This is a genomic window from Microcystis flos-aquae FACHB-1344 (assembly GCF_014698375.1).
In the GTDB taxonomy this organism is placed as follows: Bacteria; Cyanobacteriota; Cyanobacteriia; order Cyanobacteriales; family Microcystaceae; genus Microcystis; species Microcystis aeruginosa.
The window spans coordinates 14,581-31,607 of the sequence record NZ_JACJSW010000150.1 but is presented as its reverse complement, the minus strand read 5'-3'; the positions used below and the strand labels follow the sequence as shown (position 1 = coordinate 31,607).

16 protein-coding genes and 1 pseudogene are annotated in these 17,027 nt (G+C 42.3%); 12 read left to right on the top strand and 5 right to left on the bottom strand.

Annotated elements, in window-relative coordinates:
* The first annotated feature begins 405 nt into the window (after positions 1–405).
* The 4 genes from H6G48_RS13655 to H6G48_RS13640 all read left to right on the top strand — a co-directional run bounded on the left by H6G48_RS13655 (position 406) and on the right by H6G48_RS13640 (position 2,180).
* Positions 406–987, top strand: coding sequence for a DUF3782 domain-containing protein (locus H6G48_RS13655; protein ID WP_002794521.1), 582 nt, complete (start codon positions 406–408; stop codon positions 985–987).
* Positions 988–1,167: 180 nt separating this feature from the next.
* Positions 1,168–1,749: a DUF3782 domain-containing protein gene (locus H6G48_RS13650; protein ID WP_190722190.1), complete on the top strand. Its 582-nt coding sequence runs from the start codon at positions 1,168–1,170 to the stop codon at positions 1,747–1,749.
* A gap of 105 nt (positions 1,750–1,854) precedes the next feature.
* Positions 1,855–2,043 carry a hypothetical protein gene (locus H6G48_RS13645; RefSeq protein WP_190722189.1) on the top strand — a complete coding sequence of 63 codons (189 nt, stop codon included), beginning with the start codon at positions 1,855–1,857 and terminating at the stop codon, positions 2,041–2,043.
* Positions 2,040–2,180, top strand: a complete 141-nt coding sequence (locus H6G48_RS13640; RefSeq protein WP_190722188.1) for a type II toxin-antitoxin system RelE/ParE family toxin — start codon at positions 2,040–2,042, stop codon at positions 2,178–2,180. Before H6G48_RS13645 ends, H6G48_RS13640 begins: the two co-directional genes overlap by 4 nt.
* On the opposite strand, the pseudogene H6G48_RS27190 reads toward H6G48_RS13640, so the two are convergent.
* The 4 genes and pseudogenes from H6G48_RS27190 to H6G48_RS13620 form a co-directional block, all read right to left on the bottom strand.
* Positions 2,167–2,454, bottom strand: a pseudogene (locus H6G48_RS27190) (hypothetical protein); the annotation flags it as partial. The gene H6G48_RS13640 and the pseudogene H6G48_RS27190 sit on opposite strands and share 14 nt — an antisense overlap.
* Positions 2,455–2,682: 228 nt before the next feature.
* Positions 2,683–3,405 (bottom strand): restriction endonuclease subunit S, encoded by a 723-nt coding sequence (locus H6G48_RS13630; RefSeq protein WP_002762203.1) that lies wholly within the window; start codon positions 3,403–3,405, stop codon positions 2,683–2,685.
* On the bottom strand, positions 3,402–5,168 hold the full coding sequence (locus tag H6G48_RS13625; protein ID WP_002762205.1) for an N-6 DNA methylase: 1,767 nt from the start codon (positions 5,166–5,168) through the stop codon (positions 3,402–3,404). The genes H6G48_RS13630 and H6G48_RS13625 overlap by 4 nt, the downstream gene beginning before the upstream one ends.
* Before the next feature lie 212 nt (positions 5,169–5,380).
* A complete protein-coding gene (locus H6G48_RS13620; RefSeq protein WP_002762207.1) occupies positions 5,381–5,611 on the bottom strand; it encodes a type II toxin-antitoxin system CcdA family antitoxin in 231 nt (76 codons plus the stop codon).
* 333 nt (positions 5,612–5,944) lie between these two features.
* Between H6G48_RS13620 and lepA the strand changes: the two genes are divergently transcribed.
* The 8 genes from lepA (at position 5,945) to H6G48_RS13585 (ending at position 15,652) form a co-directional block, all read left to right on the top strand.
* On the top strand, positions 5,945–7,756 hold the full coding sequence (gene lepA / locus H6G48_RS13615) for a translation elongation factor 4 (protein WP_002762209.1): 1,812 nt from the start codon (positions 5,945–5,947) through the stop codon (positions 7,754–7,756).
* A gap of 55 nt (positions 7,757–7,811) precedes the next feature.
* Entirely contained in the window at positions 7,812–8,432 is a 621-nt protein-coding gene (locus H6G48_RS26350) for a hypothetical protein (RefSeq protein WP_242034640.1), read from the top strand.
* A 239-nt stretch (positions 8,433–8,671) separates the two neighbouring features.
* Positions 8,672–8,992, top strand: a complete 321-nt coding sequence (locus tag H6G48_RS27640; RefSeq protein ID WP_479724317.1) for an AAA family ATPase — start codon at positions 8,672–8,674, stop codon at positions 8,990–8,992.
* 386 nt (positions 8,993–9,378) lie between these two features.
* On the top strand, positions 9,379–11,193 hold the full coding sequence (locus tag H6G48_RS13605; RefSeq protein WP_190722187.1) for an ABC transporter ATP-binding protein: 1,815 nt from the start codon (positions 9,379–9,381) through the stop codon (positions 11,191–11,193).
* Between the two features lie 57 nt (positions 11,194–11,250).
* Complete coding sequence (locus H6G48_RS13600) at positions 11,251–11,604, top strand: DUF4164 family protein (protein WP_012266708.1); 354 nt, start codon at positions 11,251–11,253, stop codon at positions 11,602–11,604.
* A gap of 141 nt (positions 11,605–11,745) precedes the next feature.
* Positions 11,746–12,033: a DUF4164 family protein gene (locus H6G48_RS13595; protein WP_052278447.1), complete on the top strand. Its 288-nt coding sequence runs from the start codon at positions 11,746–11,748 to the stop codon at positions 12,031–12,033.
* A gap of 143 nt (positions 12,034–12,176) precedes the next feature.
* Positions 12,177–12,524 (top strand): DUF4164 family protein, encoded by a 348-nt coding sequence (locus H6G48_RS13590; protein ID WP_190722186.1) that lies wholly within the window; start codon positions 12,177–12,179, stop codon positions 12,522–12,524.
* Positions 12,525–13,006: 482 nt separating this feature from the next.
* Positions 13,007–15,652: a cation-translocating P-type ATPase gene (locus tag H6G48_RS13585; RefSeq protein WP_190722185.1), complete on the top strand. Its 2,646-nt coding sequence runs from the start codon at positions 13,007–13,009 to the stop codon at positions 15,650–15,652.
* A 117-nt stretch (positions 15,653–15,769) separates the two neighbouring features.
* On the opposite strand, the gene hemB is transcribed toward H6G48_RS13585, so the two are convergent.
* Positions 15,770–16,756, bottom strand: a complete 987-nt coding sequence (gene hemB / locus H6G48_RS13580) for a porphobilinogen synthase (protein ID WP_190722184.1) — start codon at positions 16,754–16,756, stop codon at positions 15,770–15,772.
* Positions 16,757–17,027: the final 271 nt, after the last annotated feature.

Genomic DNA, 17,027 nt, shown 5'->3' with positions numbered 1-17,027 from the left:
AAATGGAGAGGAAAGCACAGGAACAAATGAACAAATATTGGCTCTAAATTCCTTGAAAAGCCCAAACTTTACAGCCATAGGTTGGGTTGAGCAATAATAACTCTTGTCTGTCAAAATATGGGACTTAGGCGTTTTCGGTCAGCAAAAAAGGCTCAAACCATTACGGGACAAAGGGTTAACCTCGATTTATGATTTTCCTTGATCTATCTGGGTTTCAGCGATTTTGGGCTTCTCGAAGTAAATCCCAAGCGGGGATTGGAGTTGAGGCTTTTATCGATTTGTTTTTTGTCTAAGTCCCATTAGTCAATAATTGATTGAAAAAACACGGATGAGAAGCTAGGGGCATTTTTTCTGGGCCAAGTCGCTAGAATGGGACTAGACTTCTCAAGCTTGAAGAATCTTCCTATGTCAGACGCTGTAACGATCGCCGATATTTACAAGTTATTTGAAAGAACTGAGGCCCAATTTGCCGAGTTTCAAAAGGAAGCTGATCGCCGCAGAGAGGAAGCTAATCGCACGATGGAAGAATTAAAAAAACAGGTACAAGAAACGACCAAAGCCGTTAATAACCTAACAACACGCTGGGGCAGATTCGTTGAAGAAATGGTAGAGCCTGCGGTTGTGCGTTTATTTCAGGAACGGGGCATTGATGTCACCCAAACGATGAGTCGCTTGAAAAGTAAGCGTCCTGGGGCGGCAATGGAGATTGATATTGTGGCGGTGAATGGGAGCGAGTTGGTGGCGGTGGAATGTAAATCTCGACTGTCGAGGGATGATGTAGATGATTTTGTCAGCCGATTACAGCGATTTAAGGTTGCTTTCCCCCAATTTCGAGAGTTTCGGGTTTATGGGGCAGTGGCAGGCATTGAAATTGATCAGGGAATAGATGTCTATGCCTATCGGCGCGGTTTGTTTGTGATTAAGCAGTCGGGGGAAACGGTTAAAATTATCAATGATACTCAGTTTCAACCTTTGGGTTTTGCTTAAGGTGTTTAATCTCTTTTTTAAGAAGGCGTAATTTTGCGATCGCCCTTTTAATTAATAATGAATAGCTGATTAGTTGATAGTCAATAATTGATTAAAAAAACACGGATGAGAAGCTAGGGATTTTTTCTGGGCCAAGTCGCTAGAATGGGACTAGACTTCTCAAGCTTGAAGAATCTTCCTATGTCAGACGCTGTAACGATCGCCGATATTTACAAGTTATTTGAAAGAACTGAGGCCCAATTTGCCGAGTTTCAAAAGGAAGCTGATCGCCGCAGAGAGGAAGCTAATCGCACGATGGAAGAATTAAAAAAACAGGTACAAGAAACGACCAAAGCCGTTAATAACCTCACAACGCGCTGGGGCAGATTCGTTGAAGAAATGGTAGAGCCTGCGGTTGTGCGTTTATTTCAGGAACGGGGCATTGATGTCACTCAAACGATGAGTCGCTTGAAAAGTAAGCGTTCTGGGGCGGCAATGGAGATTGATATTGTGGCGGTGAATGGGAGCGAGTTGGTGGCGGTAGAATGTAAATCTCGACTGTCGAGGGATGATGTAGATGATTTTGTCAGCCGATTACAGCGATTTAAGGTTGCTTTCCCCCAATTTCGAGAGTTTCGGGTTTATGGGGCAGTGGCAGCAATTGAAATTGATCAGGGGATAGATGTCTATGCCTATCGGCGCGGTTTGTTTGTGATTAAGCAGTCGGGGGAAACGGTTAAAATTATTAATGATGTTCAGTTTCAACCTGTGGGTTTTGCTTAAGGTGTTTAATTTCTTTTTTAAGAAGATGTAATTTTGCGATCGCCCTTTTAATTAATAATGAATAGTTGATAATGTAAACTGTCAGGAGTCATTTTGGAAACCATCATGGAAATAAAAAACATTAAACAAAAAGCCAGAAATTTAATCGATAAATTGCCAGATAATTCTACATGGGACGATCTGATGTATAAGATTTATGTGAGACAGGCAATTGAAGCAGGATTAGCCGATAGTGAGGCGGGAAAGGTTATTTCTGTTGCAGAGGTACGCACTAAGTTCAAGCTAGAGCCATGAAAGTTTTCTGGACAGAAACCGCCGTTAATCATTTATCAGCCATCTACAACTACATATCACAAAACTCCCCTCAATATGCTCAAAGACTGGTTGAAAGATTGACCAGACGCTCAGAACAGATCGCTGCTCTAGGGTAGCATCTTTGAGCATCAGGCGATCGCCGTTTTTGCTGACAATTAACACCCGTTCGATCTTCGGGGTTTCAGGAGAGTCAATTTTTTGCTTTAATTGGTAAAATTTCTCAGCGATGGTGATTGTTCCGCTAATAATGCCGATGATGGTGGCGATGGTGGCAAGGGTTCCCTCTTTCTCCACTTTGGAGATAACTTCGTAGCTGCCTTGCACCCCTTCCATCTCTAGGATGTCCTCAGCAACCTTGATAGCATCGCAGCCTTCAATTTCTATCTGCATCAGTTTTGTTCCTCCCGTAAGTACCCAAGCAAAATGATCCTAAATCCGTTTATTAAAAACTGATTATCTATTCCCCCTTTTGCTTGTCCTGATATGTAGCCTATACTCAACGAATTTAGCACGAAACCCAACCAATGTCCTATTATCAAATAATTATAAATGATTTTGCCTGGTTATTGGATGGGGTGTTGGGTAACAGTCGTCAACCCAACCTACCTTCCGCGCTTTCTAGCTGTCGGTTCTAAGAGTTAGATTACCAAGTACAAGCTGAGCTAAGTCATCAGCTTTCTTTGATTGTTCTGCCGCCAATGTCCTTAGCGTAAACTCTTGTTCGACAGCATCTCCAATTTGTGTTTGAATCTCTTCTGGGGGAACAATTATTTGTAATTCTAGTAATCTAGACGGGCTAATTCTCTGTCGCCCCGTTGCACCAGTAACGTTTGCTGTCGCTTGTCGGGTAAAATGATCAGAACGTAAAGCCCGAAAAAGGTAATAAAGATTAATCTCGGCTTGTGATTTTTTTCGCAAAACAATAAATTCAGTTGAAGCTACTGCGTTAGTTACATCTTGAGTTACTAGCGCAATCTTTTTGTTGGCCAAGCTGGGCATGATCTTGGCGAAAAGAATGTCATTCTTTTGAAAGCGATGTTTTGTACTTCCAATCTCATTTCCTTGATTAAGTTTAAGAGTTAATATATAGCCATAAATATCATCTACTTCTCGTAAATCTATATATTCAAATATTTGACCAGCATATCTACTAGAGCGTGGATTAACGCTTCTTGATACAACATCTACAAAGTTTCCTAAAGGCTGCTGTTCAAACTCACCTATTTGCTCATGCAAATATTGTGTATAAGCTGCACCAGCATCAACTGTATCGATACTACGGGCTGATTCTTCAGTGATTGTTAATATTAAAGGGTCTGGTTTAATTAACTCGATAGTCATTGCAATTCTAGTTTTACTCTATGATAGGCTTCCGCGATAACAGGTAAATCATTGAGATCAGTTTCTCTATAATATTTTGAGGTAATGTCATAGCCAACGTGTTCTGCTTGTGCTAAAAAACGCTTTTTATTGTCTCCAGTAGTCTTCTTGAGATACAAAACACAGGTTCTAGCATTAGACCCCCCAAACGGCTTAAATGATCCGACAGGTAAGCTTATACAACCATGAATATGTGTACGAGATTTCACAAAGTTGCGAACTTCAGTCTCGGAAACTCCGCTGGCAACACCATGGGGCAAAATAACTAGCAAACGTCCAGTTTCAGGCTTTAATAGTCGAATTGCTCTCTCAAGAACCAAATAGTCTGAACCTTGAGCAGCTTTACCTCGTCCTAGATAATACCGGTTTAAAGTAGCAGAATCTTCATAGGGTATATTGAACGGGGGATTAATGAGAATTACATCAAACATTGCTGCGTTATTTTGCTCAATATTTAAAAAATCAGTTCTGCGTCCATCTGTATTCCCAAAAACATCTTCTCTAATTGAATCTCCTGTATAAATATGTTCATAGCCATCACCATGTAAAATCATATTTATTCGACATAAAGTGGCTAACCGAGGATTTATCTCAATTCCCCATAGATTATTCGTGACAAGATTACTAACTAAATGATCTTTTTCATCTTGGCTAGAATCAAGAAATCGAATTTTTTTGCGGACATTAATAAACGCTCTAATAAGAAAGCCACCACTTCCGCATGATAAATCAAGGACTTTTTCTCCAATTTTTATATCAGCTATCTCAACCATGAACTCAACTAATTGTCTTGGGGTTAAATACTGTCCTAAGTCCCCTCGGAGTGTTCCAGTAAGAAAGGCCTCATAAACAGAACCAACTACATCTCCTCCTGCTCCAGCCAAGCCAAGTGGTGTCTTAAAACCATAAAGACCAAAAGGCTCTAATTCACGAACAATTTTTTCAACAGTTTCGTTGCTTCTAATTTGAATTTGAGTTCCCGTAGGGAATACATTAAAAGTCTGTTTTGCGTCAGTAAACATTTGCTGTAAAGCAGCTAGAGGTCCACTGCCAAGAAGCCAGGAAGATGTAAAGCGATTGGGTGCAAGGCCTTCAGCATCTCTTTTCTCTTCGTTAAACTTACAAGTGAGAATTTTAGTTAGCTCATCAAATGCAGACTCGGCAATGAGTCCTTCTTTAGCTAACTCTTTTCGACATTCCCTAAATGCTATTTCTAAGTCACCTTTATTTTCAATAGTTACTAAAAGTCGCTCAGCAGCTTGTCGCTTTTCCAATTGAACTACATTGCTAGAGACAGTAAGTATTGTGCTTTCAAGCTCTTGCGGTTCAGGAACGGATTCTAATCCGCCAATATCGTCTCTATCCAAATAATAAATCTCCCAATCACGTCCATTAGTCAGAACTGCAATTGGTGTAGATGGTTCAAGAAGTTGAGCATAGGAAAGCGCTTGGTTAACATCCTCCTCGCTCAATCGATGCTGAATACGCTTGGTTTCAACCACAAGAGCCGGACGTTCCCCAATATAAACAACGATATCAGCTTGCTTTCTAAATCTATGTCCTGAAGTTCCAGTGATTGAGACTTTTCGACGTATCTGGTTCCTGTCGTAACCAAGCCTCATTATGAAAGGAATAACAACATTCTCAGCACAGTCGTCCTCAGAGTTCAACGGTGGTGCTTTGCGAAAAATGTCATCTAAGATAGCCTGTTTATTCAACGGCATAATAATCTATACACCTATGGGTTACACGACAACTAAGCCTACTGCAAACCAGAGCAGTAGGTAAATAGCTTAAACCGTTGCGTTGCTGTTACAGGCAATACTACTATTAACCAGCTTAGTTGGGGAAAAAATCTCAATTACCATCAATGCTTGACCTAAGAAAATATTTCAGTCTCTCCGTCGGGAAATAACCTATTAGAGACTGAAAAATCTTAGTCATTCCATTCCCCTTTGGGGGGTACGGGGGGATTGCGTCGAAGATGACGGGTTAAGTCCTCATCCGGTTGTTTCTCTCCTCTTAGCCACTGTTTAATCGCTGTTTCGATAATGCGACTAGGATCGTTAGTCAGGTGTTTAATCTGTTCTAAAACTTCCGAGTCAAGGTGAATAGCGATTTCAACTTTCTCCGCCGTGCGCTGAGTCGGTGTAGCATTGTCGTTCATAAGCTCTATTAATGATTGCTATCTATCATTCTACCCGTCAGTCGAGGATTCTTATCCAAGAGTTTATCTATAGTAATCCGATTTGGACAAATCTTACATCTTTACCCTAGCCATTGCCCTTTCCCTGATTTTGTCCCCATACTCAAACTGACCATCGTTTCCTGTGGATGCCGAGAGGGGAAGCCAAGGACAAAACCCTGACTATACTTGCAGTTTAGCTTTTTTTACCTTTTACTTTTCGCTTTTGCTCCAGCCTTAGAGACTTTACCTCTACAATGAATTAAGGAATCTAAAATTTTATAAACCCCTGACTTTTGCCAGCAGTGAACCACGATGACTGACGTTCCCGTTTCTCGCATTCGCAATTTTTCCATCATCGCTCATATCGATCATGGTAAATCAACTCTCGCCGATCGCCTCCTGCAAATTACGGGAACCGTAGCCCAACGGGAGATGAAAGAACAATTTCTCGATAATATGGACTTGGAACGGGAACGAGGTATCACCATCAAGTTACAAGCGGCACGCATGGATTATACCGCTAAGGATGGTCAAAAATACGTTCTCAATCTGATTGATACCCCCGGCCATGTGGATTTTTCCTACGAGGTTTCTCGGTCTCTAGCGGCGTGCGAGGGAGCTTTATTAGTTGTGGATGCGTCCCAAGGCGTAGAAGCGCAAACTTTAGCCAATGTTTACCTAGCACTGGAAAATAACCTCGAAATTATCCCAGTTTTAAATAAAATCGACCTACCCAGTGCCGAACCGGAACGGGTCGCGGCGGAAATCGAGGAAGTGGTGGGTTTAGACTGTAGTGAGGCGATTCGGGCCTCGGCTAAGGCTGGGATCGGTATTAATGATATTCTAGAGTCGATCGTCCAATTGGTTCCCCCTCCCCAAGATACCCTCGAAGAACCCTTCCGAGCTTTAATTTTTGATAGTTATTACGACGCTTATCGAGGGGTAATTGTCTATTTCCGCGTCATGGATGGTCGGGTGAAAAAGGGCGATAAAATTCGTTTTATGGCTTCTGGTAAAGAATTTGTGATTGATGAATTGGGAATTTTATCACCGCAACAGGTACAGGTAAATGAACTGCACGCGGGAGAAGTGGGTTATCTGGCAGCCGCGATTAAAACTGTTGCTGATGCCCGGGTGGGTGATACGATTACTCTAACCGCTAAACCAGCACAAGAGCCTTTACCCGGTTATACAGAAGCAAAACCGATGGTTTTCTGCGGATTATTCCCCACCGATGCTGATCAGTATGCCGATCTCAAAGATGCCCTGGAAAAGTTAAAATTAAACGATGCAGCTCTATCCTACGAACCGGAAACTTCTAGCGCCATGGGTTTTGGTTTCCGTTGCGGTTTCTTGGGACTGCTACACATGGAAATCGTGCAGGAAAGACTAGAAAGGGAATATAACTTAGATTTAATTACCACTGCCCCCTCGGTAGTTTATCAGGTCACTACCACCGATGGGGAAATTGTCGAAGTGGATAATCCCAGTTTGTTACCTTCCCCACAAAAACGGGAAAAAATTGAGGAACCTTATATCCAAGTGGAAATGATTACTCCGGAAACCTATGTAGGTGCTTTGATGGAATTATGTCAAAGTCGTCGGGGAGTTTTCAAGGATATGCGTTATTTTACTAAAACTCGCACCGCTTTGATTTATGAGTTACCTTTAGCGGAAGTGGTGACGGACTTTTTTGATCAATTAAAATCTCGATCGCGCGGTTATGCTAGTATGGAATATCAATTAATTGGCTATCGGGAAAATGAGCTAGTTAAATTAGATATTATGGTCAATGGTGATCCCGTTGATGCTTTAGCGATGATCGTTCACCGGGATAAAGCTTATTATGTTGGTCGCGCTTTAACCGAAAAGTTAAAAGAATTGATTCCCCGGCATCAATTTAAGGTTCCCATTCAAGCAGCTATTGGTTCTAAAATTATCGCTAGTGAACATATTCCCGCTTTAAGAAAGGATGTCTTAGCTAAGTGTTATGGTGGTGATATTAGCCGCAAGAAAAAGCTGTTAGACAAACAAGCAAAAGGGAAAAAACGGATGAAAGCGATCGGAACTGTTGATGTACCCCAGGAGGCATTTATGGCAGTCCTAAAACTCGATCCTCAGTAAAATCTTGGGGTGAGAATTAACTCACCCTTTTTAGTTTTAGCAGTGGGGAATTATTATGAAACTTTTGAGGTTATCCTATCAAGATTTATCCTCTGGAGTAAGTATAGATTCTTGCAAATTTTTTCCAGATTTGAATTTATTAGTTGGTATCTCATGTGCAGGAAAAACCTCGATTTTAAAGGCCATTAGTAATTTAAAAAGAATCGCTAACGGTGAGTCTATAAATGGAGTAAAATGGGATGTAGAACTTTTAACCAATGATCATGTTCGTTATCATTGGTTGGGTGAATTTGAGGTTAGAAAAGCTCGTTCTCTCATCAAGATTGAAGAAGATGAAGTCAATAGTAATGACGGCGAAAATAAGGTTAGTATAATTAGGGAAACTCTTTTAAAAGATCAAGAGGTTTTGATCGCAAGAAATCAAGAGGTAATTGAGTTTAAACATTCAAAGACACCAAAACTACCATCTTATTTAAGCTGTATAGAGCTTTTCAATCAAGAAGAAGATGTTTTCCCTGTTCGACAGGAATTTAACAAAATGATTTTCAATCCACTTGAGTTTAATATCTCATCTTCAACATTGGCTAAAATCTTTATAAACAACGAATATGCCGAATATAACTCTCTCTCTCTGAATTACAATCGAGTCAACTTCCTATTTCCGACAAACTACTGATCACTTATAAAAAATATCCTGATACGTTCGAGATAATAAAGAGAAAGTTTTTAGATATTTTCCCTCAAGTTGAAGATTTAAAAATAGAATCTTTAGAGCCATCCGAACTAGGTGATCTGCTTGTTTCATTAACTAGAATTGGTTTACTTGAAGAGCCACCTCGCATACAAATAAAAGAAAAAAACTCTCATGTCTGGATTGTAGAAACAAATATCTCCTCTGGAATGATAAAAAGCCTGATGTTCTTAGCAACGATCAAATTATCTCCTGATGGGAGCGTTATATTAATCGATGAATTTGAAAATAGTTTGGGGGTTAACTGTTTGGACACTTTAACAGAAGATTTATTAGTTAATTATCGAGATTTACAGTTTATTATTACCAGTCATCATCCCTATATAATTAATAATATCAGTCCTGCCTATTGGAAAATAGTCACTCGTAAAGGAGGAGTAATTCAGGTACACAATGCGGCTGATTTTCATATTTCTAAAACTCGACAAAAAGCCTTTATTGATCTTATCAATGTCTTAGAAGAATTTCCCCAAGGAATTAGTTAATCGATGAATATTTATTTTTTAGTTGAAGGAAGAAGTACCGAAAAAAAGCTTTATAATACAGCGTATCGATAAAACTGAACACTTAAAAACCTTTCAGAAATTTATTAATTTTTGTGATAATATTCGCCAAAATTTCCGATAAATTGATATGTGGTGCTTTTGCCAAGGATGAAATATAAGCTGATCTGGCATCGTCTCCTGACTAATAGCTGATTGAGAATACAAGACTATGACAAGGCTTTTGTCCTAGAAATTTCTAGGTCGGCAGATTTTTGTAGTATTGTAGTATAATGGTAACTCCAGAAAAACAATCCCAAAAGTGCCTTTAGTCTCTTCAGTTAGCAGTTACCAGATAGAAGTTAAAAATTGGCAATTTACTTGATGTTATGGCTTCCTTACGCGATATTATCAGTTACTATCGCAATTATCAAAAAGCCGCCTTTTTGAGCATTGCTGCATCGAGTGTCTTTGAAATTATCGATCTGATGGTTCCCTACGCCGTCGGACAGATTCTTAATGTTCTTTCTCATCAGCCTTTAGATGGATTCGTGCAATCTTTAGTCGATCGCACCATGGTTTTAACTCCCTTTGCCTCAGAAAAGTGGGTTAGTTTGGCAGTATTATTAGGCTTAATTTTCCTAACCACGGTAATTAAAGCACCAATTCAGCCTTGGCTGGGTGTATGGTTTCACTGGGAAATATCCTTAAGAGCGAGACGAGATCATCTCAAAAAAATTATTGCCAAAATTCTCACCTTACCCCTATCTTTTTATGATGAAAATAATCCAGGACGCATCGCTAACCGGATCGCCAAAGGGATAGAAAATCATACTTGGACTTATCCCGAAGTGGCGGGAATGATGATCCCAAAATTGTTTAGAGTTTTCGGTATTTTTCTTGTTATTTGGGTAATTCAATGGCAGATCGCCCTCGCTTTTGTTGTTTCTTTTGTATTAATTGTAGCTTTTATTTTGAGAGATTTAAAAGATTTAATGCAAAAAGAAAGAATTCTTGATCAGCACATCGAAAATACCCAAAGTCGCAATTCTGAGATTATTACTAATATCAAAACCGTCAAAGCTTTTGCCACAGAAGGACAGGAATTATATCGTCAGAAACAGCGTTTAGAGAGAGAATTTACCTACGTTGTCTATCGCATTCATAAGGGTTATGTGGACTTAATTACTTGGGAAAAAACCCTCGTCCAAGCTAGTTTATTTGGAGTATTTTTCTTTACTCTCCTAGCCACCGTCCAACAGAAAATCTCGATCGGGCATTTTATCACCACCTATACCCTCGCTAGTATGGCCTATGCGGAATTAGATCCCCTATCCCAAATGGCAGAAACTTTCGCTCGTCGCTATGCTTCTATGGCCCGTTTACAGGAATTTATCAACTTGCCCAGTGGCACTGATGCTGGTAGTCTTTTAGCCGATCATGCCCAACACAATCCCTATCATTTTACGGGGAAAGTAGAATTAAGTAATCTTAGCTTTGGCTATAGTCCTGAAAGAAGGATTATAAAGGATATTAATCTTCTGATTGAACCCTATCAAACCGTGGCATTAGTGGGAAAATCTGGTTCAGGAAAATCCACTTTAGTTAAGTTACTTTTCCGCTATTTTGAACCGAGTCAAGGGCAAATTCTGATAGATGGCGAGGATATTAGTCGCTTGGATGTGACTTGGTATCGGCGACGGTTAGCGATTGTCCATCAAGAAGTAGATGTGTTTAATGGTACGGTGTTAGAAAATCTCACCTACGGTAATCCTAATATTAGCTTTGAGAAGGTAGAAGAAGCCTGTAAAATTGCCCGTGTCGATGAATTTATTCAGGAATTACCTAATGGTTATTCCACTATTGTAGGGGAAAGGGGCGTGCGTCTTTCGGGGGGACAAAGACAGCGTTTAGGAATTGCTAGGGCGTTAATTGTTGATCCAGATGTGTTAGTTTTTGATGAAGCCACTTCTAGCTTAGATTATGAGTCAGAAAGAGCCATTCAACTAGCCATGAAATCCATCTTAGGCACTCGCACCACGATTATTATCGCCCACCGTCTCAGTACTGTTCGAGAAGCTGATCAAATTGTCGTCTTGGATAATGGTCGGATTGTCGAGATCGGTAGCCATGACCAATTATTAAATCAGCAGGGAATCTATCAACGTCTCCACTCTTTACAAGAAAGCGGTGAACTGGTTTAGTTTTAAGATAGTCCCCGATAGCAGACTGAGAAAATATATCTAATGGAAGTTGATACTATGTCTAACGAAACCGTTACCTATTCCCTAGAAGCTGTTTTGACTAGGATTGAGGGGAAAATTGACAATCTCCAAAAAGATGTTAACCAAAAATTTGAAAGTCTCCAAAAAGATGTTGACCAAAAATTTGACACTTTCCAAAAAGATGTTAACCAAAAATTTGACAAAATTGACGAACGGTTAAATAAGCTAGAGGTAGGACAGGCAAAGTTAACCGAAAAGGTTGAGGGCATCGATAATCGCCTAAAATCAGTGGAAGGAACCCAAAAAAATCAGGTTTGGACATTGATTATTCTTTTGGCAAGTGCGATCGCTACAGCCGGTTGGAAAGTATTTTTTTCAGGTAATCCCTAGAATTAACCCGTGGCTATTAGTCACAGTTTCAAGTTTTGTCATCCCAGAAAAACGATCTTCTCGAACAACCTCGAACCGGTTTAGTCTTAAAATAGTCCCCAATAGCGGACCGAGAAAATATATCTAATGGAAGTTGATACCATGTCTAACGAAACCGTTACCTATTCCCTAGAAGCTGTTTTGACGAGGATTGAGGGGAAAATTGACAATCTCCAAAAAGATGTTAATCAAAAATTTGACAAAATCGACGAACGGTTAAATAAGCTAGAGGTAGGACAGGCAAAGTTAACCGAAAAGGTTGAGGGCATCGATAATCGCCTAAAATCAGTGGAAGGAACCCAAAAAAATCAGGTTTGGACATTAATTATTCTTTTGGCAAGTGCGATCGCTACAGCCGGTTGGAAAGTATTTTTTTCAGGTAATCCCTAGAATTAACCTGTGGCTATTAGTCACAGTTTCAAGTTTTGTCATCCCAGAAAAACGATCTTCTCGAACAACCTCGAACTGGTTTAGTCTTAAAATAGTCCCCGATAGCGGACCGAGAAAATATGATCTAATGGGAGTTGATCACCATGTCTAACGAAACCGTTACCTATTCCCTAGAAGCTGTTTTGACGAGGATTGAGGGGAAAATTGACAGTTTCCAAAAAGATGTTGACCAAAAATTTGACACCCTCCAAAAAGATGTTAATCAAAAATTTGACACTTTCCAAAAAGATGTTAACCAGAAATTTGATAAAATCGATGAAAGGTTAAATAAGCTAGAGGTAGGACAGGCAAAGTTAACCGAAAAGGTTGAGGGCATCGATAATCGCCTAAAATCAGTGGAAGGAACCCAAAAAAATCAGGTTTGGACATTAATTATTCTTTTGGCAAGTGCGATCGCCGTTGCTTTCCTGACAACCTTCTCAAAGATTTGATCTAATCTCAGACAGAATTGACACACCCCACGCCGTAAACGGACGTGGATTTTTCTAGCATCACTGCTGTGAATTTATGGCTCAACGAGTCCACTTTAATTAGATTCCTGGCGAAATCCCACCCTGAGGTGGTTCTCTCCTCAGACTTTCGCGACCTTACAGAAGCCTGTTTTCGGGGGCCCGACGATACAGTTCCAAACCTCTAAAATAATTGGTTTCTTTGGTACTTGGTGCTGAGAGCTTTTACCTATAGGAGCATTCCCCTAGAGAACCCCATAACTCTAGTTTTCAAGGTGCGTTCATCGGTTGATGACTGGGTTTTTTCAGCGGTGGCTTACCCGGCCCCCTATTTTTAATATTATATATCCTATAAAGTCGCCCTCAAAGGGCGAGGCTTTCAACCCAATTTTTCGGTAAGCCGGAGGCAATTACCAACTCTTTATATGCGAGAATAGCCTGTGTGAAAAACCTAGGTAAGTGTTATGGTTGCACATATACAAAATAGGCAGTTTAACGGGTTGTCTAGCCAAGAAGCTGGCGATCGCTTGAAACAGCATGGCTACAACGAACTGCCCTCAACCCAGCATCGTACTTTTTTAAGGATCGCCCTAGACATTATCCAAGAGCCGATTTTCTTGCTCCTGATTGCCTGTGGTGTCATCTACCTCTTTTTGGGTGATGCTCAGGAAGCTCTGATTTTGTTGGGGTTTGTCTTTTTTATTATTGGCATCAATCTTTACCAGGAGCAAAAAACGGAACGTTCTCTAGAAGCACTGCGGGACTTATCCAGTCCTCGGGCCTTGGTGATTCGAGATGGGGAGCGGCAGCGGATTGCGGGGCGAGAAGTGGTACAGGGCGATTTGATCGTGGTGGAGGAGGGCGATCGCGTTCCTGCGGATGCGATTTTGCTGTGGTCGACTCACTTGACGATTGATGAATCGCTGTTAACCGGAGAGTCTGTTCCGGTCAGGAAACGCACCATCCAGCTGGAAGAAGACCCGAAGCACCTTTCAGCAACCTTGAGACCGGGTGGAGACGACTTACCCACTGTCTATTCTGGTACTCTTGCGGTACAAGGGCAGGGCATTGCCCAGGTGCAAGCAACGGGCATACATACTGAAATGGGAAAAATTGGCAAAGCTCTGCAAACGGTTGAACCGGAAGACACTGTCTTACAGAAAGAAACCCGTCGCATTGTCGGTAAATTGACGATGATTGCGCTTGCCATTTGCGCGGCGGTGGTCGTGATTTATGGACTAACCCGGGACGATTGGTTGCATGGCTTTTTGGCAGGATTAGCCCTGGCGATGGCAATTTTGCCCAATGAAATTCCGGTGGTGCTGGCCATCTTTCTAGCTCTGGGAGCGTGGCGATTCTCGCAAAAACAGGTACTAACTCGTCGCATTCCAGTGGTTGAAACCCTGGGTTCTGTCACCGTTCTTTGTGTCGATAAGACTGGAACCCTGACATTGAACCAAATGGCCGTCAAACAATTGTTGGTTTACAGCGGCTCCAATGCTTATCTGTACGATGTGACGCTCCACGAGCGCGAACCCTTGCCCGAAGTCCTTCATCCCCTGATCGAGTTTGGCATTCTAGCGAGTCGCAAAGATCCCTTTGACCCGATGGAGAAAGCGTTGCAGCAAATTGGTTGGGATTACCTGGCCAAGACTGAACACCTGCATAGCGATTGGCAACTACTGCGCGAATATCCCCTGTCCACCGATCTCTTGGCCATGTCCTGTGTCTGGGAATCCCTGACGGGGGAGCTTACCGTTGCGGCAAAAGGGGCCCCAGAAGCGATCGCCGATCTCTGCCATTTCAGCCCGATTCAACAACAGGAGCTTGCCGAACAGATCCAGTCCATGGCCAGAGAAGGTTTGCGAGTTCTGGGAGTCGCCCAAGGACGCAAAATGGGAACATTACCCAAAACCCACTCTCTTGAGTCATCCGGGCCTCCAGCCTACTTAGAATCTGACGATCGCTTACCTGTGCAACAACACGACTTTGAGTTTGAATTTGTGGGACTGATCGGACTGGAAGACCCGGTGCGCCCTACTGTTGCACCTGCGATCTCCGAATGCTATGGTGCGGGAATTCGCGTTGTGATGATTACGGGTGATTATCCGGTAACAGCCCAGAACATTGCCCGTCAGATTGGACTCAGGCCTTTAGACAAGGTGATCACTGGCAGGGAACTGGAGCAAATGGGTGAGTCGGAACTGCGCGATCGCATTCAAAGCACCAACATCTTTGCCCGTGTCGTCCCCGAACAAAAACTATTGATTGTCAATGCACTGAAACGCTCCGGGGAAATTGTGGCCATGACCGGTGATGGTGTCAACGATGCCCCGGCCCTCAAGTCTGCCCATATCGGCATTGCCATGGGTGAACGGGGTACCGATGTAGCGCGAGAGTCTGCCGATCTGGTCCTGTTGAAAGATGATTTTTCGTCCATCGTCGAATCGGTCAAACTGGGAAGACGTATCTTTGACAACCTGAAAAAGGGGATGGCCTATACCTTGGCCGTTCACGTTCCGATCGCCGGTATGTCCTTGATTCCAGTCATGTTTGGCTGGCCCTTAGTGCTGCTCCCCATCCACATTGCCTTTCTGCACTTAATTATCGATCCAGCCTGCACGGTTGTGTTTGAAGCTGAACCGGCAGAGAGCGATATTATGCGTCGCCCCCCCCGTAATCCCAAAGAACCCTTGTTCAGTCGTCGGACGTTGCGATTGGCTTTGCTTCAGGGGATCAGCGTTTTAGTGGTACTGCTTATTGTATTCGCGATCGCCTATAGCAACGGCAATAGTGAATTTGATGCTCGTGCCTTAGCATTTACGACATTGATTATCTCCAACCTCGCTATGATCTTAACCAATCGTTCCTGGTCCCGAACGATTCCAGAAATGCTCCAAGCTCCTAATCAGGCTTTGTGGTGGGTGATCGGCGGTGGACTCCTGTTTTTGGGATTAGTTCTCTATGTTCCCCTGCTACGACACCTGTTCAGCTTTTCATTTCTACATACTGATGATTTGCTGGTCAGCTTAGTTTCTGGAGTTGTCAGTATTTTCTGGTTTGAAGGACTAAAACTGTGGAACCGTCGGCACTTGAACATCCAAAAATAAAAAGCATCATAGATTCCACGATCGGTTACAAATTGTTGCAGCAGTGCGCTATGTAGTTGCTTGAATGAATTGTGCCTACCTACTTAATAATCAGCATGGTGGGTTAAATCATCAAGTTTAACCCTCTGCTAACCAGCGCACGGCATCCTTAGCGTGGTAGGTTAAGATAATATCGGCACCCGCCCGTTTAAAGCTGGTTAAAGTCTCTAAAGTCACCCGTTTTTCGTCAATCCAGCCATTTAACGCCGCCGCTTTAATCATCGAATATTCCCCCGACACATTGTAGGCAGCCACGGGTAAATTAGTCATTTCCTTGATTCTCCAGATAATATCCATGTAAGACAGGGCAGGTTTCACCATTAACATATCTGCTCCCTCTAATACGTCTAATTCCACCTCTTTTAAGGCTTCCCTGGCATTACCTGGATCCATTTGGTAGGTTCTGCGATCGCCGAATTGGGGGGTAGAATCAGCCGCATCCCGAAACGGCCCATAATAGGCAGAAGCGTATTTAGCCGTATAGGAAAGAATCGGTGTATCACTATAACCCGCCTCATCCAATCCTTGACGAATTGCCTGCACAAAACCATCCATCATTCCCGACGGTGCAATGATATCCACTCCCGCTTTTACCTGGGAAACGGCGGTTTTTTGCAATAATCCCAGAGTGGGATCGTTTAACACCCTGCCGGTTAAATCTCCCGTTTGCAGATAACCACAATGACCGTGGTTGGTGTATTCACACAAACAAGTATCAGCGACAATGAGTAGATCGGGAACTGCCTCTTTAATTGCTGTGGCCGCTTTTTGGACAATACCATGATCGTGCCATGCTCCCGTCGCCTCTGTGTCTTTACTTTCCGGCAGCCCGAATAAAATAATCGCTGGGATTCCTAAATCCCGCACTTCCTTGGCTTCGTCAACAATTTTATCGATTGATAATTGGTACACCCCCGGCATCGATTTGACTTCTCGGGCAATACCTTCCCCCGCCGTGGCGAAAAGGGGATAGATAAAGTCATTGGCTGTCAAGACGGTTTCACTCACCAGACGGCGCATTTGAGGGGTTTGACGCAGACGACGGGGGCGATGAATAGGAAACATAGTTTTTTGTGATTAAATCGGGAATCTTGTCTCGATTCTTTAGTTTAAATCTTTGCTGAGGATGAACACAAATCGATTCAGCCGGCAGCTGGCTGCCGGCAGCTATCCGCAATATTTAGTTATTTTGAGCTTAATCAAACTATTTAGGTCAAAAATGACATGATGAGGCTCTATCGTCGTTTTGAGGGCGAAAAACCAGCAATTTGACTAAAATTTAATCTTTATAGCGATCAATTTTGCTGTCGCCACCACCGCATCTCTTTACAAAACT

Excerpts from the sequence above, each read along its gene's own strand:
- H6G48_RS13595 (WP_052278447.1), top strand. The coding sequence starts at position 11,746 with ATGTCTAACGAAACCGTTACCTATTCCCTAGAAGCTGTTTTGACGAGG.
- H6G48_RS26350 (WP_242034640.1), top strand. The coding sequence starts at position 7,812 with ATGAAACTTTTGAGGTTATCCTATCAAGATTTATCCTCTGGAGTAAGT.
- H6G48_RS13605 (WP_190722187.1), top strand. The coding sequence starts at position 9,379 with ATGGCTTCCTTACGCGATATTATCAGTTACTATCGCAATTATCAAAAA.
- H6G48_RS27640 (WP_479724317.1), top strand. The coding sequence starts at position 8,672 with ATGTTCTTAGCAACGATCAAATTATCTCCTGATGGGAGCGTTATATTA.
- H6G48_RS13620 (WP_002762207.1), bottom strand. The coding sequence starts at position 5,611 with ATGAACGACAATGCTACACCGACTCAGCGCACGGCGGAGAAAGTTGAA.
- H6G48_RS13600 (WP_012266708.1), top strand. The coding sequence starts at position 11,251 with ATGTCTAACGAAACCGTTACCTATTCCCTAGAAGCTGTTTTGACTAGG.
- hemB (WP_190722184.1), bottom strand. The coding sequence starts at position 16,756 with ATGTTTCCTATTCATCGCCCCCGTCGTCTGCGTCAAACCCCTCAAATG.
- H6G48_RS13640 (WP_190722188.1), top strand. The coding sequence starts at position 2,040 with ATGAAAGTTTTCTGGACAGAAACCGCCGTTAATCATTTATCAGCCATC.
- lepA (WP_002762209.1), top strand. The coding sequence starts at position 5,945 with ATGACTGACGTTCCCGTTTCTCGCATTCGCAATTTTTCCATCATCGCT.
- H6G48_RS13625 (WP_002762205.1), bottom strand. The coding sequence starts at position 5,168 with ATGCCGTTGAATAAACAGGCTATCTTAGATGACATTTTTCGCAAAGCA.
- H6G48_RS13585 (WP_190722185.1), top strand. The coding sequence starts at position 13,007 with ATGGTTGCACATATACAAAATAGGCAGTTTAACGGGTTGTCTAGCCAA.
- H6G48_RS13655 (WP_002794521.1), top strand. The coding sequence starts at position 406 with ATGTCAGACGCTGTAACGATCGCCGATATTTACAAGTTATTTGAAAGA.
- H6G48_RS13590 (WP_190722186.1), top strand. The coding sequence starts at position 12,177 with ATGTCTAACGAAACCGTTACCTATTCCCTAGAAGCTGTTTTGACGAGG.
- H6G48_RS13630 (WP_002762203.1), bottom strand. The coding sequence starts at position 3,405 with ATGACTATCGAGTTAATTAAACCAGACCCTTTAATATTAACAATCACT.
- H6G48_RS13645 (WP_190722189.1), top strand. The coding sequence starts at position 1,855 with ATGGAAATAAAAAACATTAAACAAAAAGCCAGAAATTTAATCGATAAA.
- H6G48_RS13650 (WP_190722190.1), top strand. The coding sequence starts at position 1,168 with ATGTCAGACGCTGTAACGATCGCCGATATTTACAAGTTATTTGAAAGA.